The 20,088-nt window shown below is 66.8% G+C and carries 14 protein-coding genes and 3 tRNA genes; 9 read left to right on the forward strand and 8 right to left on the reverse strand.

Features of this window, described 5'->3' with window-relative positions:
- Positions 1-91: 91 nt before the first annotated feature.
- Both parC and ACWV8V_RS02520 read right to left on the reverse strand, forming a co-directional pair.
- Positions 92-2,335 carry a DNA topoisomerase IV subunit A gene (gene parC, locus ACWV8V_RS02515; protein ID WP_121041523.1) on the reverse strand — a complete coding sequence of 748 codons (2,244 nt, stop codon included), beginning with the start codon at positions 2,333-2,335 and terminating at the stop codon, positions 92-94.
- 58 nt (positions 2,336-2,393) lie between these two features.
- Positions 2,394-3,272: an AraC family transcriptional regulator gene (locus tag ACWV8V_RS02520; RefSeq protein ID WP_259260165.1), complete on the reverse strand. Its 879-nt coding sequence runs from the start codon at positions 3,270-3,272 to the stop codon at positions 2,394-2,396.
- A gap of 143 nt (positions 3,273-3,415) precedes the next feature.
- On the opposite strand from ACWV8V_RS02520, the gene ACWV8V_RS02525 reads away from it, so the two are divergent.
- From ACWV8V_RS02525 to ACWV8V_RS02540, 4 genes are read left to right on the forward strand one after another with little or no spacing between them, the layout of a single operon-like run.
- Positions 3,416-3,859, forward strand: a complete 444-nt coding sequence (locus ACWV8V_RS02525) for a MarR family winged helix-turn-helix transcriptional regulator (RefSeq protein WP_346467586.1) — start codon at positions 3,416-3,418, stop codon at positions 3,857-3,859.
- 5 nt (positions 3,860-3,864) lie between these two features.
- Positions 3,865-5,349: an efflux transporter outer membrane subunit gene (locus ACWV8V_RS02530; RefSeq protein ID WP_455898866.1), complete on the forward strand. Its 1,485-nt coding sequence runs from the start codon at positions 3,865-3,867 to the stop codon at positions 5,347-5,349.
- A gap of 11 nt (positions 5,350-5,360) precedes the next feature.
- Positions 5,361-6,542 carry a multidrug efflux MFS transporter periplasmic adaptor subunit EmrA gene (gene emrA / locus ACWV8V_RS02535; RefSeq protein WP_123728786.1) on the forward strand — a complete coding sequence of 394 codons (1,182 nt, stop codon included), beginning with the start codon at positions 5,361-5,363 and terminating at the stop codon, positions 6,540-6,542.
- Between the two features lie 7 nt (positions 6,543-6,549).
- Positions 6,550-8,121, forward strand: a complete 1,572-nt coding sequence (locus ACWV8V_RS02540) for a DHA2 family efflux MFS transporter permease subunit (protein ID WP_121041533.1) — start codon at positions 6,550-6,552, stop codon at positions 8,119-8,121.
- Between the two features lie 110 nt (positions 8,122-8,231).
- Here ACWV8V_RS02540 and ACWV8V_RS02545 read toward each other — a convergent pair.
- From ACWV8V_RS02545 to ACWV8V_RS02555, 3 genes are all read right to left on the reverse strand, one after another.
- Positions 8,232-8,318: transfer RNA gene (locus ACWV8V_RS02545), tRNA-Leu, on the reverse strand.
- 207 nt (positions 8,319-8,525) lie between these two features.
- A tRNA-Leu gene (locus ACWV8V_RS02550) sits at positions 8,526-8,612 on the reverse strand.
- A 180-nt stretch (positions 8,613-8,792) separates the two neighbouring features.
- A tRNA-Leu gene (locus ACWV8V_RS02555) sits at positions 8,793-8,879 on the reverse strand.
- Between the two features lie 127 nt (positions 8,880-9,006).
- On the opposite strand from ACWV8V_RS02555, the gene rnr reads away from it, so the two are divergent.
- From rnr to rlmB, 3 genes are all read left to right on the forward strand, one after another.
- Positions 9,007-11,475, forward strand: coding sequence for a ribonuclease R (gene rnr / locus ACWV8V_RS02560; protein WP_455898867.1), 2,469 nt, complete (start codon positions 9,007-9,009; stop codon positions 11,473-11,475).
- A 109-nt stretch (positions 11,476-11,584) separates the two neighbouring features.
- A complete protein-coding gene (locus ACWV8V_RS02565) occupies positions 11,585-12,061 on the forward strand; it encodes a GFA family protein (protein WP_455898868.1) in 477 nt (158 codons plus the stop codon).
- Between the two features lie 97 nt (positions 12,062-12,158).
- A complete protein-coding gene (gene rlmB / locus ACWV8V_RS02570) occupies positions 12,159-12,905 on the forward strand; it encodes a 23S rRNA (guanosine(2251)-2'-O)-methyltransferase RlmB (protein WP_019184367.1) in 747 nt (248 codons plus the stop codon).
- A gap of 38 nt (positions 12,906-12,943) precedes the next feature.
- On the opposite strand, the gene ACWV8V_RS02575 is transcribed toward rlmB, so the two are convergent.
- The 3 genes from ACWV8V_RS02575 to ACWV8V_RS02585 are packed head-to-tail and all read right to left on the reverse strand — an operon-like array spanning position 12,944 to position 17,603.
- Complete coding sequence (locus ACWV8V_RS02575) at positions 12,944-14,383, reverse strand: efflux transporter outer membrane subunit (protein WP_455898869.1); 1,440 nt, start codon at positions 14,381-14,383, stop codon at positions 12,944-12,946.
- Complete coding sequence (locus tag ACWV8V_RS02580) at positions 14,380-16,350, reverse strand: MacB family efflux pump subunit (protein WP_455898870.1); 1,971 nt, start codon at positions 16,348-16,350, stop codon at positions 14,380-14,382. Before ACWV8V_RS02580 ends, ACWV8V_RS02575 begins: the two co-directional genes overlap by 4 nt.
- On the reverse strand, positions 16,347-17,603 hold the full coding sequence (locus ACWV8V_RS02585) for an efflux RND transporter periplasmic adaptor subunit (RefSeq protein WP_259260433.1): 1,257 nt from the start codon (positions 17,601-17,603) through the stop codon (positions 16,347-16,349). The genes ACWV8V_RS02580 and ACWV8V_RS02585 overlap by 4 nt, the downstream gene beginning before the upstream one ends.
- A 172-nt stretch (positions 17,604-17,775) precedes the next feature.
- On the opposite strand from ACWV8V_RS02585, the gene ACWV8V_RS02590 reads away from it, so the two are divergent.
- Positions 17,776-18,504, forward strand: a complete 729-nt coding sequence (locus ACWV8V_RS02590; protein ID WP_455898871.1) for a response regulator — start codon at positions 17,776-17,778, stop codon at positions 18,502-18,504.
- On the forward strand, positions 18,501-19,919 hold the full coding sequence (locus tag ACWV8V_RS02595; protein WP_259260172.1) for a sensor histidine kinase: 1,419 nt from the start codon (positions 18,501-18,503) through the stop codon (positions 19,917-19,919). Before ACWV8V_RS02590 ends, ACWV8V_RS02595 begins: the two co-directional genes overlap by 4 nt.
- Positions 19,920-20,088: the final 169 nt, after the last annotated feature.

A 20,088-nucleotide genomic window follows, 5' to 3' on the forward strand; every position in this document is an offset into this window, starting at 1 on the left:
AGAGGCCGGGGAAACCCGGCCTTTTCTGTGGGCGCAACAAAAAACGGCCGGGTTTCCCCGGCCGTTCCGATTCACGTCAACACCGCGGCGCTTACTCCACCGCCAGCCCTTCCACCTTTTGCCAGCCACGCGGCAGCAGATGGCCACGGGTGGCGCGGGTGCCCAGGTAGGTGTCCAGATCCTTGAACGACAGGTTCATCGTGCGCTGGCCGCTGCGCACCAGCAGGGTGTTGCCCGGGGCCACCGACACCACCGCGACCACGCGCTCGGTGGCGAGCTTGGCCTTGGGGATGTCGATGATCTTGTTGCCCTTGCCCTTGTCCAGTTCCGGCAGGTCGCTGGCCGCGATCGCCAGCAGGTTGCCCGAGCTGGTCACGGCCACGATGCGGTCCGTCTCCGGATTGGCGACCACGGCCGGGGTCAGCACCTTGGAGCCGGAGGTCAGGTTGAGCATCGCCTTGCCGGCCTTGTTGCGGCCGGTGAGGTTCTCGAAGCGGGTCACGAAGCCATAGCCGTGCGTGGAGGCCAGCACGAAGCGCGTGTTGTTCTCGCCGCTGGCCAGGGTCATGAAGGCGCTGCCCGGCGCCGGCGAGAAGCGACCGGTCAGCGGTTCGCCGTTGCCACGGGCCGAGGGCAGGGTGTGGATCAGGGTCGAATAGGCGCGGCCCTCGCTGTCCAGGAACGCCACCTGCTGCGTGCTGCGTGCGCGCACCGAACCGAGCAGCGCATCGCCATCACGGTAGGACAGGGTGGACGGGTCCATATCGTGGCCCTTGGCCGCACGGATCCAGCCCTTCTCCGAGAGCACCACCGTCATCGGCTCGCTCGGCACCAGCTCGGTTTCATCGATGGCCTGCGCCGCGCCACGCTGCACCAGCGGCGAGCGACGGTCATCGCCGAACTTCTTGGCATCGGCCACCAGCTCATCGCGGATCAGCTTCTTCAGCTTGGCCTTGCTCTCCAGGATGCCGACGATCTTGTCGCGCTCCTTGGCCAGCTCGTCCTGCTCACCGCGGATCTTCATCTCTTCCAGGCGGGCCAGCTGCTTCAGCTTGGTTTCCAGGATGTACTCGGCCTGTTCCTCGCTCAGCGCGAAGCGCGCGATCAGCGCCGGCTTGGCTTCGTCCTCGGTGCGGATGATGTGGATCACTTCATCCAGGTTTAGGAAGGCGATCAGCAAGCCATCCAACATGTGCAGGCGGCGCTCGACCTTCTGCAGGCGATGGTTGAGGCGGCGGGTCACGGTGGTGCTGCGGAACTGCAGCCACTCGCTGAGCAGGGTCTTGAGGTTCTTGACCTGCGGGCGGCCGTCCAGGCCGATCACATTGAGATTGACCCGGTAGCTGCGCTCCAGATCGGTGGTGGCGAACAGGTGGCCCATCAGCTGCTCGGCGTCCACGCGGTTGGAGCGCGGTACCAGCACCACGCGTACCGGGTTGGCGTGGTCGGACTCATCGCGGATGTCCTCCAGCCACGGCAGCTTCTTGGCGCGCATCTGCGCGGCGATCTGCTCGATCACCTTCGACGGCGACACCTGGAACGGCAGCGCGTTGACCACGATGTTGCCGTTCTCCTTCAGGAAGGTGGAACGCGCCCGCACGCTGCCGTAGCCGGTTTCGTACATGGTGCGCAGATCGGCGATCGGGGTGATGATCTCGGCGAAGCTCGGGTAGTCCGGGCCTTTCACGTGCTCGCACAGGTCGGTGACCGTCGCATCGGGGTCGTCGAGCAGGTGCAGCAGGGCGCTGACGATCTCGTTGAGGTTGTGCGGCGGCACGTCGGTGGCCATGCCCACGGCGATGCCGGTGGTGCCGTTGAGCAACAGGTGCGGCAGGCGCGCCGGCATCCAGGTCGGCTCTTCCAGCGTGCCGTCGAAGTTCGGGGTCCAGTCGGTGGTGCCCTGGTTGATCTCGCCCAGCAGCACTTCGGCGATCGGGGTCAGCTTGGACTCGGTGTAACGCATGGCCGCGAACGACTTGGGATCATCGGTCGAGCCGAAGTTGCCCTGGCCTTCGATCAGCGGGTAGCGGTACGAGAACGGCTGGGCCATCAGCACCAGCGCTTCGTAGCAGGCGCTGTCGCCATGCGGGTGGTACTTGCCGATCACGTCACCGACGGTACGCGCGGACTTCTTCGGCTTGGAGGACGCGTTCAGACCCAGCTCGCTCATCGCGTAGATGATGCGGCGCTGCACCGGCTTGAGGCCGTCGCCGAGGAACGGCAGTGCGCGGTCGAGCACCACGTACATCGAATAGTCCAGGTACGCCCGTTCGGCGTACTCGCGCAGGGGCAGCTGTTCAAAGCCGTGGAACGCGGGGCGGGCAAGATCGGTCATGCGGGATTGTTACCTGTGGCAAGGGACGGCGACGGCTGTCGCCCTCGCAGGCGGATGATTATCCGGATGCGGCCGGGGATGCCAAGCCGCGTGATGGGTTCAGGGGGTGTCCGCTGCGCGCCAGATAGCGCCCGGGCGGGCTGCCGAAGTGGCGGCGGAACACGGTGACGAAGGCGCTGGGGCTGCTGAACCCCAGTTCGTGCGCGATATCGGACACGCTCTGGCCATCGGACAGCCGGCGCAGCCCCTCGGCCAGCCGGGCCTGCTGGCGCCATTGGGCGAAGCTGAGCGTGGTTTCATCGCGGAAGTGTCGGGTCAGTGTACGCGGCGACAGCCCGGCCCACTGGGCCCATTGCTCCAGGCTGCGGCCGTCGGCCGGGTCGGCGATCAGCTGCGAAGCGATCCGCAGCAGGCGCCGGTCCTGCGGCATCGGCAGGTGCATGCGCTGGCGCGGCGCATTGCGGATCTCGTCCAGCAGGACCTCGATCATGTGCTGCTGGCGCAGGCTCGGCTCGGCCGCGGGCACCCACGCGGTGACGCGCAGCGCGAGCGCCTGCAGGAGATCGGAAATGGCCAGCACGCAGGGTTCGTCGGGCAGATCACAGGCCATCGGCGCGCTCACGATCACGCCCCAGCCACGCAGCGGCCCGCAGATATCCACCGTATGCGGCTCGCCCGGTGGCATCCAGCCGGCACAGCCCGGTGGCAGCGACCAGGTGCCGTGGCGGGTGCGGGTGGTCAGCAGCCCAGCCTCCACGCAGATCAGCTGGGCGCGCCGGTGCTGGTGCCAGTCGATCTCGCGTTCCAGCCCCTTGGGGCTCTCGATGCGGAAGCCGAGCACGCCCAGCCCGTCATCCCGCTCGAACCAGTCCAGAACCTGGTTGCGGATCATCTGGGTGGCGTCGGTCTCCAGCGCTGGCCTGAAAGTGTCATCCATTGTCCAAATTGTAATACCCGGCCAGTGGCGGGCGCCATTAAGGTAACGACCTCCCCATTGTTCTGATTGCTGCAACACAGCATTTGGTTCCAGATTGAATATTTCTATTGAGAAATATATTTTTTGGAAGAGAATGCTCACCCATGATCTGCCCTGATGCCCATCCCCCCAGCTTCGGACTGCTGCTGCGCCAAGTGCGCGATGGCCTGGTCCGTCAGCTAGACACGTCGATGGCCGAGGAAAACCTCGGTATTGGCTTTACCCACTATCTCGGCCTGAAGGTGCTCGCGGCGCGTGCCCCGTGCACCGCCAACGAGTTGGCCCAGGCCCTGGACCAGGTGCCCAGCGCGGTCACCCGCCTGCTGGACAAGCTGGAAGCCCTGGAATGCGTGCGGCGCGAGCCGCATGCCCAGGACCGGCGGGCGCTGCAGATCGTGCTGACCGAGCCGGGCCGCCAGTTGTGGGCCCGCCTCAAACAGCGGGGCGACCAGACCATCGACGACGCCATGCGTGATCTGTCTGCGGACGAACGCGCGCAGCTGCTTTCCCTCATGACCCGTGTACGCGACTCACTGGTAACGCCATGACTTCCATGTTTGAACGTTCTTACTCACTGCGCCCGCTGCGGCCGGTGCTGATCTCAGCGCTGGCGCTTGCGCTGGCCGCGTGTGCCAGCAGCCGCGGCCTGGAGCCGCAGGGCCGCCTGCTCGATGCCGACAGCCTGCAGGCCCAGCGCACCCTGGCCGCCAATGGCCTGAGCCAGCCCGGCTGGCCGGCCACGGACTGGTGGCGCGCGCTGGGCGATCCCCAGCTGGACGCGCTGATCGCCGAAGGCCTGCAGCGCAATCCGGGGCTGGACGCGGCCGATGCACGCCTGCGCCAGGCGCGTGCCCAGATCGGCACCGCCCGCGCCGACCGCCTGCCCAGCGTCTCCGCCTCCGGTGGCTACACCGGCGTACGCCTGCCCGAATCGATGGTCGGCGACGAACTCGGCGGCAGCTACGCCGGCAGCGGCCAGGCCTACCTGAGCTTCAGCTACGGCATCGACCTGTGGGGTGGCAAGCGCGCCGCCTGGGAAGCAGCGGTGGACAGCGGCCACGCCGCCGAAGTGGACGCCCAGGCCGCACGCCTGAATCTCTCGGCTGCCATCGCCGAGGCGTATGCGCAGCTCGGTTACGCGTGGACGCTGCATGACGTGGCCAGCGAAGAACTGGCCCGCTCGCAGAAGACGCTGGAGCTGACCCGTCAGCGGCGTGCCGCCGGCATCGACAGCGACCTGCAGACCCGTCAGGCCGAAGCCCGTATTCCGGCCGCGCAGCAGCAACGGCAGGCCGCGCAGCAGCAGATCGACGAAGCCCGTACCGCGCTCGCTGCGCTGGTCGGGCAGGGCCCGGACCGGGGCCTGCAGATCGCGCGCCCGCAGGTGTTGAACCCGCTGGCCCTGCAGCTGCCCGGCGTACTGCCGAGCGAGCTGCTCGGCCGCCGCCCGGACATCGTCGCCGCGCGCTGGCGCGTGGAAGCGGCCAACCGCGAGATCCACGCGGCCAAGGCCGCGTTCTACCCCAGCCTCAATCTGACCGCCCTCGGCGGCGTGGTCTCCAGTGAAGTGGACCAGCTGCTCAAGAGTGGCTCGACGTTCGCTTTCCTCGGCCCGGCACTGAGCCTGCCGATCTTCGACGGTGGCCGCCTGCGCGCCAACCTGGGCAAGACCGACGCGCAGTACGACCTGGCCGTGGCCGATTACAACCAGTCCGTGCTCAACGCACTGCGCGATGTCGCCGACCAGGTCAACGCGGTGCGCTCGCTGGCCGACCAGGCCAGTGCCCAGGCCCAGGCCGTCAGCACCGCACGTGCCGCCCATGACCTGGCCGAGCAGCGCTACCGCGCCGGCATCGGCAGCTACCTGGACGTGCTCAGCGTCGAAGAGCAGTTGCTGGTCTCCCAGCAGCGGCTGGCCGAACTGCAATCGCGTCAGATCCTTGTTTCGGTCCGCCTGAGCCAGGCGTTGGGCGGTGGCTTCACCCCGACCAGCGATGCCGCCACGGTCGCCGCCACCCCCGAATCCTCGCATTCCTGAGAGTCATCCCCATGAGTCAGACCTCCGCCCCCGCTGCCGAGAAGGCAGCTCCCTCCCGTCGTGGCAAGCTGCTGCGCGGCCTGCTGGTCATCGTGGTGCTGCTGCTGGCCGCGCTGGCCCTGTGGTACTTCATGTTCGGCCGCTGGTTCGAAGAAACCGACGATGCCTACGTGCAGGGCAACCAGGTCCAGATCACCCCGCTGATCAGCGGCACCGTGGTCGGGATCAACGCCGATGACGGCATGCGCGTCGAGCGCGGCCAGTTGCTGGTCCAGCTGGACCCGGCCGACACCGAAGTGGCCTTGCAGCAGGCCGAAGCCAACCTCGCCAAGACGGTCCGCCAGGTGCGCGGTCTGTACCGCAGCGTGGAAGGTGCCCAGGCCGAATTGAACGCGCGCCAGGTCACCCTCAAGCGCGTGCGCGAGGACTTCAACCGCCGTAAGGATCTGGCCAGCAGCGGCGCGATCTCCAATGAAGAACTGGCGCACGCCCGCACCGAACTGGCGGCTGCCGAAGCCGCCGTGGCCGGTTCGCGCGAGACCTTCGAGCAGAGCAACGCGCTGGTCGATGACACCGTGATCGCGACCCAGCCGGACGTGCAGGCCGCTGCCGCGCAGCTGCGCCAGGCCTACCTCAACAATGCCCGTGCCGGCATCGTCGCGCCGGTCACCGGTTACGTGGCGCGTCGTTCGGTGCAGGTCGGCCAGCGCGTGCAGCCGGGCAATGCCCTGATGGCCGTGGTGCCGACCGAGCAGATGTGGGTGGAAGCGAACTTCAAGGAAACCCAGCTGCGCCACATGCGCCTGGGCCAGGAAGTGGAGCTGCGTTCGGACCTGTACGGTGGCGATGTGACCTACAAGGGCCGCATCGACAGCCTCGGCCTGGGCACCGGTTCGGCGTTCTCGCTGCTGCCGGCGCAGAACGCCAGCGGCAACTGGATCAAGATCGTGCAGCGCGTGCCGGTGCGTATCGCCATCGATGCCAAGCAGCTGGCCGAGCATCCGCTGCGCATCGGTCTGTCGATCAAGGCCGAAGTGAGCCTGCGTGACCAGAAGGGCACCGTGCTGCCGACCGACATCGCCAAGGGCCAGGTGTTCGATACCGACGTCTACGCCAAGCAGCTGCACAGCGCTGACGATGTGATCCACCAGATCATCCAGCGCAACCTGCCGCAGCAGGGCAAGGCGAGCTGAGGCGACCATGTCCGCACAAGCTCCCGCCGCACCGGGCGCCCCCGCGGCCCCGGGCACGGCCTTCCGGCCGGCCAACGTCGCCCTGTGCACCGCAGGCCTGGCGATGGCCTCGTTCATGCAGGTCCTGGACACCACCATCGCCAACGTCTCCTTGCCGACCATCGCCGGTAATCTCGGCGCCAGTTCGCAGCAGGCCACCTGGGTCATCACCTCGTTCGCGGTCAGCACCGCCATCGCGCTGCCACTGACCGGCTACCTCAGCCGGCGCTTCGGCGAGACCAAGCTGTTCGTGTGGGCCACGTTGGCCTTTACATTGGCCTCGCTGCTGTGCGGCCTGGCCCAGAGCATGGGCATGCTGGTCGTCTCACGTGCGATCCAGGGTTTCGTTGCCGGCCCGATGTACCCGATCACGCAGAGCCTGCTGGTCTCGCTCTATCCGCGTGAGAAGCGCGGCCAAGCGCTGGCGTTGCTGGCCATGATCACCGTGGTCGCGCCGATCGCCGGCCCGATCCTCGGTGGCTGGATCACCGACAACTACAGTTGGGAATGGATCTTCCTGATCAACGTGCCACTGGGCATCTTCGCCGCGCTGGTGGTGGGCAACCAGCTCAAGGGGCGCCCGGAACAGATCGAAAAGCCGAAGATGGATTACGTCGGCCTGATCACCCTGGTGATCGGCGTGGGCGCGCTGCAGCTGGTGCTCGATCTGGGCAACGACGAAGACTGGTTCAGTTCGACCAAGATCGTCGTGCTGGCCTGTGTGTCGGTGGTGGCGCTGGCGGTGTTCCTGATCTGGGAACTGACCGACAAGGATCCCATCGTCGATCTGCGCCTGTTCCGGCACCGCAACTTCCGTGCCGGGACGCTGGCGATGGTGGTGGCCTACGCGGCGTTCTTCAGCGTGGCGCTGCTGATTCCGCAATGGCTGCAGCGTGACATGGGCTACACCGCGATCTGGGCCGGTCTGGCGACCGCACCGATCGGTGTGTTGCCGGTGATCATGACGCCGTTCGTGGGCAAGTACGCCTCGCGGTTCGACATGCGCATGCTGGCCACGATCGCCTTCATCTTCCTGTCCTTCACCAGCTTCCTGCGCTCGGGCTTCAACCTGCAGGTGGACTTCGGCCATGTGGCCGGCATCCAGCTGATCATGGGTATCGGCGTGGCGTTGTTCTTCATGCCGGTGCTGCAGATCCTGCTGTCGGATCTGGACGGTCGCGAGATCGCAGCCGGTTCCGGTCTTGCCACCTTCCTGCGGACGCTGGGCGGCAGCTTCGCCGCCTCGCTGACCACGTGGTTGTGGGCACGCCGTACCCAGGAGCACCACGCGCATCTGACCGAGCACATCTCCGGCTACACCCCGGGCATGCAGGACCAGGTGACCGCGATGGGGCAGGGCGACCTGCAGCATGGCGCGGCGGCGCTCAACAACATGATCAACCACCAGGCCTCGCAGATGGGCTTCAACGACATCTTCTTCCTGCTGGGCTGGATCTTCCTGGCCATCATCGCCTTCCTGTGGCTGGCCAAGCCGCCGTTCGGTGCAGGGGCGGGCGCTGCCTCGGCCGGTGGGCATTGACGTGCTTGCGGTGAGCTGAAACGAAAAAACCCCGCTGAAAGGCGGGGTTTTTTTCCGATGCCCGGAAACGAAAAAACCCGCTTGCGCGGGTTTGATCATTTTCTGAGTCATGGTGCCCAGGAGAGGACTCGAACCTCCACGAAGTTGCCCCCGCTAGCACCTGAAGCTAGTGCGTCTACCAATTCCGCCACCTGGGCGACTCAGGAGGAGAATTCTGCGGGAGAACGGTGATCGTGTCAACAGGATCGCGTGGGAAATTTTACGTCAGTCGTCAGTCGCCGCGTCATCGTCGTGTTGATGCCACGCACCTCGTGCGTTACGCACTACGCAGGGCAGAGCCGCGCATTGACGAACCGCAGAAACGAAAAAACCCGCTTGCGCGGGTTTGATCATTTTCTGAGTCATGGTGCCCAGGAGAGGACTCGAACCTCCACGAAGTTGCCCCCGCTAGCACCTGAAGCTAGTGCGTCTACCAATTCCGCCACCTGGGCGACTCAGGAGGAGAATTCTGCGGGAGAACCGCGAATGTGTCAACAGGATGTCGCAGGAATTTTTGTTCGTCGCTCGATGCAGCGTCATCGCCCACGGTGACGCGCGAATCGTGCGTGGCGGATGCAGGGCGCCAGAAACGAAAAAACCCGCTTGCGCGGGTTTGATCATTTTCCGAGTCATGGTGCCCAGGAGAGGACTCGAACCTCCACGAAGTTGCCCCCGCTAGCACCTGAAGCTAGTGCGTCTACCAATTCCGCCACCTGGGCGACTCAGGGGGCGAATTCTGGGCATGTCCCGGCGGGTTGTCAACGGTTTTGTGAAATTTCTTCACAATCCTGCACAGGAGCGCCGCTGACCGGTTCTGCACACGCGCAGCGGTTACTATTGAGGTCAATGAAATCAAAGAAACCGACCCAGGGCGCGAAAGCCCCCAAGTCCCCGGCGCCCAAGAAGGCAGCCGGTCCGTCGGGCAAGCCCCGCGCTGCCGCCAAGAAAGCCGGCAAGCTGCCACCCTGGATGCCCGAATCCCTGAACACCGCTGAGCCGCCGCGTGGCAACAAGCGCGGCCCAAAGCCTGCGCATGCCGGGCCGATCCCGACCCGCCGCCGCCCGCATCCGACCCCGCTCGACGGTGAGGTCCAGGTCGACCCCTTCGCCGCCCGCGAGGCCGAGCGCTATGCGCAGCCGATCGCCAGCCGTGAGGCGATTCTGCAGCTGCTTGACCGCTGCGATGGCCCGCAGACCGCCGAAGAGATCGCCATCCACCTCGGCCTGACCGAGCCGGACCGTGCCGATGCCCTGGGCAAGCGCCTGGGCGCGATGTGCCGTGACGGCCAGCTGGTGCAGAACCGCCGTGGCGGTTTCGCGCCGCTGCAGGCGGTCAACCTGATCACCGGCGTGGTGATCGCCAACCCGGAAGGGTTCGGCTTCCTGCGCCCGGTCGAAGGTGGCGACGATCTGTTCCTGCCGCCGTTCGAAATGCGCAAGGTGCTGCATGGTGACCGCGTACTGGTCAACGTGACCGGCATCGATCGTCGTGGCCGTCGCGAGGCGAGCATCTCGCGTGTGCTCGAGCGTGGCATGAGCCGCCTGATCGGCCGCTTCAGCGTCGAGTTCGGCATCAACTACGTGGTGCCCGACGACAAGCGCGTGCAGCGCAACGTGCAGATTCCGCCCGACCAGACCGGCGATGCCCGCGATGGCCAGCTGGTGGTCTGCGAGCTGACCCAGGCGCCGGACACCCGCCGCCCGCCGATCGGCCGCATCATCGCCGTACTCGGCGACAAGCTGACGGCCTCGCTGGTGGTGGAAACCGCCATCCACGGCCATGAGCTGCCGTTCGAGTTCCCGGCTGAAGTGTTGGCGGAAGCCACCGCCGTGCCGATGGTGGTCACACCCGAACAGATCGGCCACCGCGAAGACCTGCGCAATACGCCGCTGGTCACCATCGATGGTGAGGACGCCAAGGACTTCGACGACGCGGTCTACTGCGAACCCAATGCCGAAGGCTTCCGCCTGGTCGTGGCGATCGCCGACGTCTCCAATTACGTGCGTCCCGGTACGCCGCTGGACAATGAAGCGCAGAAGCGCGCGACCTCGGTCTACTTCCCCGGGTTCGTGGTGCCGATGCTGCCGGAGACGCTGTCCAACGGCATCTGCTCGCTGATGCCCAAGGTCGACCGCATGTGCTTCGTCTGCGACATGCAGGTGAACCGCGAAGGCGAGGTCATCCATTCGCGCTTCTACGAAGCGGTGATGAACTCGCACGCGCGCCTGACCTACAACCAGGTCTGGGAAGCGGTCGGCGAGAACGACCCGGCCGCGCGCAAGGCGATCGGTCCGCTGATGCCGCAGGTGGATCGCCTGTACCAGCTGTATCACGTGCTGGCCAAGGCGCGTAACCGCCGCGGTGCGATCGAGTTTGAAACCTCCGAAGTGCGTTTCGTGCTGGACAACACCGGCGAAGTCACCCAGGCCGGGATGATGGTGCGCAACGATGCGCACAAGCTGATCGAAGAATGCATGATCGCGGCCAATGTGCAGGCTGCGCGCTACCTGCTGGCCAAGCAGGTGCCGGCGCCGTTCCGTGACCATGAGCGTCCGCCGGAATCCAAGTACGCCGATCTGCTCGAGTTCCTGAAGGAATTCAAGCTGAGCCTGCCGCCGTGGTCGAAGGTGCAGCCGGCCGATTTCACCAAGCTGCTGAAGAAAGTGCGCGATCGCCCGGACGCAGCGCTGCTGGAATCGGTGCTGCTGCGCAGCCAGAGCCTGGCGGTGTACTCGCCGGACAACCTGGGCCACTTCGGCCTGGCGCTGGATGCGTACGCCCACTTCACCTCGCCGATCCGTCGCTACCCCGATCTGCTGGTGCACCGTGCGATCAAGCACGCGCTCAGCGGAGCCGCGCCGGAGAAGTTCACCTATTCGCCGCGTGAGATGGCTGCGCTGGCCCTGCAGTGCTCCGAGCGGGCGCGCCGTGCCGATGAAGCCGAGCGTGAAGTGGACGAGCGTTACCGCGCCGCATGGATGGAAAAGCACGTCGGTGGCCAGTTCGAGGGCGTGATCAGTGGCGTGACCAGCTTCGGCCTGTTCGTGGAACTGGACGAATCCAAGGTCAATGGCCTGGTCCACGTCACTCAGCTGCCGCACGACTATTACCAGTTCGATGCGGTGCGCAAAACGCTCAACGGCGAACGCCGCGGCAAGATCTACCGCCTCGGTGACCGGGTGCGGATCCTGGTGCTCAAGGCCAGCATGGAAGAGCGCAAGATCGACTTCCGCCTGGTGGAAGAGAAGGACGATTCGCTGCCCGAGCTGCCGCCGCGCGGCCAGCCGGCCAAGCGCCAGAAGCAGAAGTACTGATCATCGCTTACCGGCCCACGGCCGGTAAGCGGCAGGTGCCGACCGTTGGTCGGCACGCTGTCTACCCGCCCACCGTTGGTGGGCACACGGATTCCACCGGAGCGATCCCATGCAGGCCCTCCCCGAATACAGCGGTGGTTGCCAGTGCGGCGCAATCCGCTTCCACGTGGTCGGTGCGCTGACCCACAGCTCGATCTGCCATTGCCGGATGTGCCAGAAGGCCTTCGGCGCTTACTACGCCCCCTTGGTCTCGGTCCGTGGCAGCGAGTTCCGCTGGACCCGCGGCGAGCCCCGACGTTTCCAATCCTCCAACAGGGTCAAGCGCGGCTTCTGCGCTGACTGTGGCACCCCGTTGACCTACGAAGCTCCGGATGGCGTGGCGGTCGCGGCCGGCGCCTTCGACGAACCGGCCCGCCTGCCACCGACGATCCAGTACGGGATCGAGGCCAAGCTCCCGTTCGTGGATGCCCTGGGGTCGCTCAGCGCGCTGCGCAGCGAAGAGGACGCCGAGGCTGGCGACTTCCTGCTGCATATCCTCTCCCACCAGCACCCGGACCACGACACCGCGGAGTGGCCACCGGACTGAAGGCGGCCAGTGAACGCCCCCCGTGAACGCCCGGCAGGGCAGGGTGGGCCTTGATGCTCTACCATTACCAACCCCTTTACCGGTCCCGCCCCCCGCAATGAGCAAGCAAAGCCAGTGGATCGTCGGCGTCAACGCCGTCGCCTCTTCGATCGAGAATGATGCCGAGAACGTCCGCGAGGTCCTCATCGAGGCCGGTGCGAAGAACCCGCGTCTGACCGAGATCGAGGAAAACGCACGCCGCAAGGGCATCGACGTGCGCAAGGTGAACACCCAGGCGCTGGACGGTGTGGGCGGTTCGGTGCGTCACCAGGGCGTGGCGGCGCGCTACCAGGCCGCACGGACCTGGGGCGAGAACGAGCTGGAAGGGCTGGTCGAAGCGGCAGAGGGCAAGGCTCTGCTGCTGATCCTCGACGAGGTCCAGGACCCGCACAACCTCGGCGCCTGCCTGCGCAGCGCGGCGGCAGCCGGTGCCACGGCGGTGATCATTCCCAAGGACAAGTCGGCCTCGGTCAATGCGACCGTGCGCAAGACCTCGGCCGGCGCGGCCGACCGTATCCCGGTGGTGCAGGTGACCAACCTCTCGCGCTGCCTGAAGGACCTGCAGAAGCTGGGCGTGTGGATCTACGGCCTGGCCGGTGAAGCCACCGAGTCGCTGTATGCGATCGACCTCAAGGGCAACGTGGCGCTGGTGCTGGGCGGCGAAGCCGACGGCCTGCGCCGCCTGACCCGCGAAAACTGCGATGGTCTGGTCAAGATTCCGATGCCGGGCGATATCGAGAGCCTGAACGTCTCCGTCGCCACCGGCGTGAGCCTGTTCGAAGCCGTGCGTCAGCGCGGGCTGTAAGCCGCGCGCTCTACCTGTGATGCGCCTGGCGCGGGGGATCACCCCGCGCTGCCGCCCAGCGCCTTGAACAACGTCACATCGTTGATCAACTGCCGCTGGCGCACGGAGGCCAGTGACAGCTCGGCATCGCGCCGGGTCTGCTGCGCTTCCAGCCAGGTGCGCAGGTCGGTGGCACCGACCCGGTAGCGCACTTCGTACATCCGCTCGATCTCCACCGCTTCGTCGTAGGACGCCTGCGAGGCCGCCACCTGCGTGGCGAACTGGGTGCGCGCCGACAAGGCGTTGTCCACTTCCGACAGCGCGGTGTACAGCGTGCGGCGGAACCCGTTGGCCGCGATCTGGTAATCGGTGCCGGCCAGGCGGGTGTTCAACTGGGCCTGGCGCACATTGAGGAACGGCAGCGACAGCCCCGCACCCAAGGTGGCGACCGGATTCTTCAGCACGTCCGAGAGCGAGGTGGCGCCGGTGCCGACGCTGCCGGTCAGGCTCAGCGCCGGGTAGTACTGGGTGGCGGTAACCTTGATGGTCTTCAGGCTGTTGCGCAGGCGCAGCTCGGCGGCGCGCAGGTCCGGGCGGCGGCCGAGCAGATCGGCCGGCAGGCCTTCGGCCACGAGCGGGCTGCCCGCGCGCTGCAGCTGCTGCGGCTCCTCGGCCAGTGCCAGCGGCTGCCCATCCAGCAGCACCGTCAGTGCATTGCGCGCGGCGACACGCTGCTGCTCCAGTGCACTCTGCGCGGCACGCTGTGCCTCCAGGCTCTGGACGGCCTGGCGCACTTCCAGGCGCGAGACCGCACCGGCGTCGAAGCGCGCCTGGACCAGCTCGCGGGTGCGCTCCAGGCGCTGCAGATTGGCCTGGCCGGCGGCGATGGACTGGTTGAGGAAGGCCAGCGTCCAGTACTGCGTGGCCACGTCGCTGATCACCAGCAGGGCGGTGTTCTGCAGGTCTTCCTGGCTGGCCTGGGCTTCCCACTGGGCGATGTCACGCTGCGTGCGCAGGCGGCCCCACAGATCGATCTCCCACTGCAGGGACACGCCGGCCGAGCTGCCGCGGTTCCAGTCCGCGCGCTGGTCGATGGGGCGGTTGCCGCTGCTGCTGATGCTGCCCGAGGGCTGCGGCCACAGCGCGTTGTCGGCCAGACCGGCCTGAAGGCGCGCGCGCTGCACCGCCAACCCGGCCGAGACCAGGTCGGTGTTGGCGGCCAGGGCGCGATCGATCACGCGGTCCAGCCCGGTGTCGCCGAACTGGGTCCACCAGGCATCGCTGCGGACATCGGCGGCAGCCGCCTGCGGCTGCTCGCTCACTGCCTCGGTGGGCGTGTTCAAGGTGGCATCGCCACGACCATAGGTGGCCGGTACTGCCGGCGCCTCGACCTGGTAGCGACCGGTGCTGACGCAGGCCGACAGGGCCAGTGCAGTCACGCAGGCCAGGGCCAGCGGACGCAGCGAAGCGGGGTGTGGGAGAGCAGGAGAAATCTTCATTCGCGCGCCAGCGCCTCCACGGGATCAAGTTGGGCGGCATTGCGGGCCGGCAGGAAACCAAACGCCACGCCGATCAGGCTGGAGCAGGCAAAGGCGGCCACGATGGACGCGGTCGAGAACAGCATCTGGAAGTCCGGCGCGAATCTGCCGAACAGCCAGCCGACCACCAGCGACAGGCCGACGCCGAGCAGGCCGCCGAGCAGGCAGACCAGCACCGCCTCGATCAGGAACTGCTGGCGTATATCGCTCTGCCGCGCGCCCACGGCCATGCGCACGCCGATTTCGCGGGTGCGCTCGGTCACCGAGACCAGCATGATGTTCATCACGCCGATGCCGCCGACCAGCAGCGCGATCGCGGCGATGGCGCTGATCAGCAGGGTCATGCTGCGAGTGGTCTGTTCAATGGTCTGGCGGATTTCAGCGCTGTTGCTGAGGAAGAAATCCTCGGTGCCGTGGCGCATGATCAACAGCTTGGAAATGGCTGCTTCGGCAGCATCCATCGGGGTCGCATCATCCACCCGCACCGTGATGCCGGACACGTGACTCTGGCCGAGCATGCGCGACATCACGGTGGTGTAAGGCACCCACACGCCCAGGCTGGTGCTGCCGCCAAATCCAAATCCTGGCCGCTGGGCGACGCCGATCACGCGTACCGGAACATTCCCGAGCAGGATCACCTGGCCGATTGGATCTTCGCCATTGGGGAAAAACTGGGTGCGGGTGTTCTCGTCGATCAGTGCCACCTGTGCCAGCCGCGTGACCGCGTCGCGGTCGAAGAAGCTGCCGGCGAGCAGCTTGACGCCCTTGACCCGGAAGAACTGCTCGCCGACGCCGCTCACCTGGGCCGTGGCCGACTGGTTGCGGTAGCGGGCGGTCACCGAGGAGGAGACGCTGGGTGTCGCGCTGTCGACGTAACTCTGGTTGGCCAGCGCATCGGCATCACTGGCCTTGAGGGTCTGCACGCGAGCCGAACGCATGTCGCCGAATCCGCGACCGGAATACACATCGATCGTGTTGGTGCCGAGCGAGCCGATGGTCTGCAGGATCTGCTGCTGCGAGCCGTTACCCAACGCCACCACCGAGACCACCGAGGCGATGCCGATGATGATGCCGAGCATGGTCAGGAAGGTGCGCAGGCGATGGGCATTCATGGCCAGCAGGGCCATCCGGAACGCTTCGGTGAAGCGGTCGCGGGCGGCACGCCAGCTGTGGCCCTTGCTCGCGGCCACGGTTGGCTGGCGCTGTGCGCGATAGCTCGGCGCCGCTGGATTGGCGCGGTCGGCGATGATCTCGCCATCGCGGATTTCGATGATGCGCTGGGCGTGCTGGGCCACGCTCATGTCGTGGGTGACGATGATGATGGTGTGGCCTTCGGCATGCAGCTCGCCCAGGATGCCCATCACTTCTTCGCCGGATTTCGTGTCCAGTGCACCGGTCGGCTCATCGGCAAGGATCACCTCGCCACCGTTCATCAGCGCCCGTGCGATCGAGACACGTTGCTGCTGGCCGCCGGAGAGCTGGCCGGGGGTGTGGTTCATGCGGTCGCCCAGACCAAGCCGCTGCAGCAGCTCTTCGGCACGCGCGGTGCGCACCGGGCCGGGACTGCCGGCATACACCGCCGGTACCGCGACATTGCCGCGCGCATCCAGATCGCCGAGCAGGTGGTAGCGCTGGAAGATGAAACCGAAATGTTCACGACGCAGCTCGGCCAGGTCATCCGGTTCCATGCGGCCGGTCTCGCGGCCGGCCACCTGGTAACTGCCGCGCGTCGGCCGGTCCAGGCAGCCGAGGATGTTCATCAAGGTGGACTTGCCCGAGCCGGACTGGCCGACGATGGCGACCATCTCACCGGCAGCGATGTCCAGATTGACGTCGCGCAGCACCGCGATGGTGTCATCGCCCGCCGGGAATTCCCTGCGCAGGTCGCGCAGCCGCAGCAGCGGCGTGCCCGTCGAGGCCGCGCTCATCGGCGCGGTCCGCCCATGCCGGGGCCGCTGATCCGCACGGCGCCACCGCGGCTGCCGCCGCCTGCGCCCTGTGCACCACCGCCTTCGCCGACGATGACCTTGTCACCCTCTTCCAGGCCGGACAGGACTTCGGCGTTGGCACCGTTGTTGATGCCGATCTTGACCTTGCGCGGGGCCGGCATACCGTCGGCACCGGCCACGCGCACCAGATACTGCCCATCGCGACTCTTCGGGCCGAGCGCCACGGCGGGAATGAGCAGCACATCCTTGGCCTGCTTGAGCATCATCGAGACCTGGGCGGTCATGTCGATGCGCAGGGTGCCGTCCGGGTTTTCCACATCGAACAGCGCGTTGTAGTACACCGCGGTGGTGGTGGAGGAGTCGCTGCTGGTGGAATCCTTCTTGACGATGGTGGCCGGGGCCGGGTTGATCTGGCGCAGCGTGGCGTGATATTTGCGGTCTGGATCGCCCAGCGTGGTGAAGTACACCGGCATGCCCGCCCGGATCTTGACCACGTCTGCTTCGGACACATCGGCATTGACCGTGACCAGATCAAGGCGGGCGAGCATCACGATGGTCGGTGCGGTCTGGTTGGCGTTGACGGTGCGCCCTTCTTCGGTGACCACCGCGACCACGGTGCCGTCCATCGGCGCGATGATGCGGGTATAGGCGAGATTGGCGCGGGCGGTGCCCAATTCGGTTTCGCGCCCCTTGATCTGTGCGTCGAAGGACTGGATCTGGGCGCGCGCGGTCTTGAGCTTGGCATCGGCTGCATCGAACTCGGCGCGCGAGGTTGCTTCGGCCGCCAGCATCTGCTGCTGGCGTGCGAACTCGAGCTCGGCTTCGCGCAGGCTGGCCTGCTGGACCGCGCGCTGCGCCTTGACCTGGTCCAGCGAGGCCTGGGCATTGAGCACCTGGTTCTGCTGGGTGGTGGCGTCGATCTCAGCGATCAGATCGCCCTCTTTGACGGTATCGCCGAGTTGGACCTTCAGCGACGTGACCTGGCCGGAAGCCTGCGCACCGACGCTGACCAGCTTGTAGGCGTCGATCACGCCGGTGGCTTCCACCGTCTGTTCGATGTCGCCGCGGCTGACCGGCGTGGTCGCCAGGGTGGGCGCGGCCGGCTTGCGCAGCATCCATGCCACAATCGCGGCGATCAGGACGAGCACCACAAGCAACAGCAGGAGGCGAGCACGGCGGGTTCTGGGCAAACGGGGCTTCACGATGATCGTCAACTCGGCAGGCCGGTGCATCGGCGTTGTCAGCATTGTGAAGATCGTTCACTGCCGGCTCAATGCTCGCCGTGTACCAAGATGTATCCCTGCGGTGCTCAACACGTTTCGTTGTGTATCTGCATCACCCTTTGAAACAGACGTACGCAAACCAGGAGATGCGGTTCAGCTCCCGACAGGGGATGATCACCGCATGGAGACTGCCAACAGCATGCACAGACTGCTGATCGTCGATGACGACAACGATATCCGCCAGCTGCTCGCCGAGCAGCTTGGCCGCGCCGGTTACCTGGTGAGCACGGCCAGCGACGGCAATGGCATGCGCCAGCTGCTGGAGCGCGAACACGTCGACCTGATCGTGCTCGACCTCAACCTGCCGCGCGAAGACGGCCTGACCCTGTGCCGCGACCTGCGCGCGCGCTCGAGCACGCCGGTGATCATGTTGACCGCGCGCAGCGAGCCGATCGATCGCGTGCTGGGCCTGGAAATGGGCGCCGACGACTACCTGGCCAAGCCGTTCGAACCGCGCGAGCTCCTCGCCCGCATCCGCAACGTGCTGCGTCGCACCGAGGCGCTGCCGGCCAACCTGGAGCCGCTGGCGATCCGGCGTGCACGCTTCTCCAGCTGGATCTTCGATCTCGAACACCGCCACCTGGTCGATCCCGATGGGCGCGTGGTGGTGTTGTCCGGCGCCGAGTTCCGGCTGCTGCGGGTGTTCGTCGGGCACGCCAACAAGGTGCTGTCGCGCGAGCAGCTGGTCTCGCTGAGCAGCGGCCGCAACTACGAATCGCAGGATCGCGCCATCGATCTGCAGGTCAGCCGCCTGCGCAACAAGCTGGCCGATGATGGCGGCAGCGATGGCCTGATCAAAACCGTGCGCAACGAAGGCTATGTGCTTGCTGCGGCAGTGACCTTGGAATGAAACGCCTGCGCCACTTCTTTTCCTCGATGGTGGGGCGGCTGTTCGTCATTCTGCTGCTGGGCATGAGCGTGGCCGCGGTCGGTGCGACCATGCTGGCCAGCACCAAGCGCCAGCAGGAGTTCGAACGGCAGAACCTCAACCGCATCGCTGATCGCCTGCAGGGCTTCGTGAACCTGCTCGACGGCAATCCGGAACTGCGCGAGCGCCTGCTCAGCAGCGGCGGGCCGAGCGTGCGCCAGTTGCCGGAAGGCGCGCGGATCGGGCGACCGGATGCGGCGTTGATGGAAATCCTCGATGACCGCCCTGGCCCCGTCGCCAGCAGCCAGGTCGCCTTCACCTCGTTCCGGTCCTGCCTGCCGCGCCTGCCGGAGCTGCTGCCGCCGCCCCCGCGCGACAAAGACAAAATGCGGCATCCGCCGCGCGAACGCGACCCGGCCTTCATCCCGCCCAAGTGCCGCGTGGTGACTCTGCAGCTGACCGACGGCACGCCGCTGCGGCTGGCGCTGGATTCCCCTGCGGTGGCGCACAACGGTGTGCTCGCCGTCGACCCGCTGTTCCTGACCCTGCTGGTGATCGCGATCGCGATCCTGGCGTATATCGTGGCGCGCATGGCCAGCGCGCCGTTGCAGCGGTTGGCCGATGCCGCCGCGGCGCTGGGCGATGACCTGCAGGGTGCGCCGATGCCGGTGACCGGTCCGCTGGAAGTACGCCGCGCTGCCGAGGCGTTCAACGCCATGCAGAAACGCCTGCAGCGCCACCTCGGCGAGCGCACCCAGATGCTGGCGGCGATCACCCATGATCTGCAGACCCCGGTCACCCGGCTGCGGCTGCGGCTGGAGAACGTCACCGATGAGGCCCTGCGTGAGCGCTTGATCGGTGACCTCGGTGCGATGCAGGCGTTGATCCGCGAAGGTCTGGAGCTGGCCCGCAGCGCCGAGAGCGCCGAGCAGCGCGCCGCGCTGGACCTGGATTCGCTGCTGGAGAGCATCGTCGAAGATGCCGCCGAGGCCGGTGCCGATGTCCACTTCGAGCAGCCCAGCGGTGCGGTGCTGATGTTGCGGCCGCTGGCCATGCATCGCCTGTTCTCCAACCTCGTCGACAACGCGGTGATGTACGGGCAGACCGCCCGGGTCCGGGTCGAGCAGGCTGGTCAGGATGTGGAGGTACGTATCCGCGACAGCGGCCCCGGCTTGGCCGAGGACGAGCTCGAAGCGGTGTTCGACCCGTTCGTGCGGCTGGAGACCTCGCGCTCGCGCCAGACCGGCGGTGCCGGGCTGGGGCTGACCATCGCCCGGGCGCTGGCCGAAAAGGACGGGGCGACGCTGCACCTGCGCAACCATCCCCACGGGGGGCTGGAGGCGATCGTGCGCTGGTCCTCACCGGCACGCGCCGCGGCGGGGCCGCGCGGGGGCTGAGTCCAGCCCCCCAAGACGCCCGGTTTTGCCTACTATGGGCGTCTCTTTCCAGCGTCTCCCCCATGAGAGCGTACGACTCTGCCAGCCATCGCGCTGGTGCACGGCCGTTCCCCCCATGCGCACGGCGCCTGCCCAAGGCTGCTCCACACGGATGAGCGAGCGGGGGGGC

Source organism: Stenotrophomonas sp. Ker107b (assembly GCF_053847245.1).

Excerpts from the sequence above, each read along its gene's own strand:
- ACWV8V_RS02520 (WP_259260165.1), bottom strand. The coding sequence starts at position 3,272 with ATGGATGACACTTTCAGGCCAGCGCTGGAGACCGACGCCACCCAGATG.
- ACWV8V_RS02575 (WP_455898869.1), bottom strand. The coding sequence starts at position 14,383 with ATGAAGATTTCTCCTGCTCTCCCACACCCCGCTTCGCTGCGTCCGCTG.
- ACWV8V_RS02585 (WP_259260433.1), bottom strand. The coding sequence starts at position 17,603 with ATGCACCGGCCTGCCGAGTTGACGATCATCGTGAAGCCCCGTTTGCCC.
- ACWV8V_RS02590 (WP_455898871.1), top strand. The coding sequence starts at position 17,776 with ATGGAGACTGCCAACAGCATGCACAGACTGCTGATCGTCGATGACGAC.
- rlmB (WP_019184367.1), top strand. The coding sequence starts at position 12,159 with ATGAGCAAGCAAAGCCAGTGGATCGTCGGCGTCAACGCCGTCGCCTCT.
- parC (WP_121041523.1), bottom strand. The coding sequence starts at position 2,335 with ATGACCGATCTTGCCCGCCCCGCGTTCCACGGCTTTGAACAGCTGCCC.
- ACWV8V_RS02595 (WP_259260172.1), top strand. The coding sequence starts at position 18,501 with ATGAAACGCCTGCGCCACTTCTTTTCCTCGATGGTGGGGCGGCTGTTC.
- ACWV8V_RS02540 (WP_121041533.1), top strand. The coding sequence starts at position 6,550 with ATGTCCGCACAAGCTCCCGCCGCACCGGGCGCCCCCGCGGCCCCGGGC.
- ACWV8V_RS02530 (WP_455898866.1), top strand. The coding sequence starts at position 3,865 with ATGTTTGAACGTTCTTACTCACTGCGCCCGCTGCGGCCGGTGCTGATC.
- emrA (WP_123728786.1), top strand. The coding sequence starts at position 5,361 with ATGAGTCAGACCTCCGCCCCCGCTGCCGAGAAGGCAGCTCCCTCCCGT.
- ACWV8V_RS02565 (WP_455898868.1), top strand. The coding sequence starts at position 11,585 with ATGCAGGCCCTCCCCGAATACAGCGGTGGTTGCCAGTGCGGCGCAATC.
- ACWV8V_RS02525 (WP_346467586.1), top strand. The coding sequence starts at position 3,416 with ATGATCTGCCCTGATGCCCATCCCCCCAGCTTCGGACTGCTGCTGCGC.
- ACWV8V_RS02580 (WP_455898870.1), bottom strand. The coding sequence starts at position 16,350 with ATGAGCGCGGCCTCGACGGGCACGCCGCTGCTGCGGCTGCGCGACCTG.
- rnr (WP_455898867.1), top strand. The coding sequence starts at position 9,007 with ATGAAATCAAAGAAACCGACCCAGGGCGCGAAAGCCCCCAAGTCCCCG.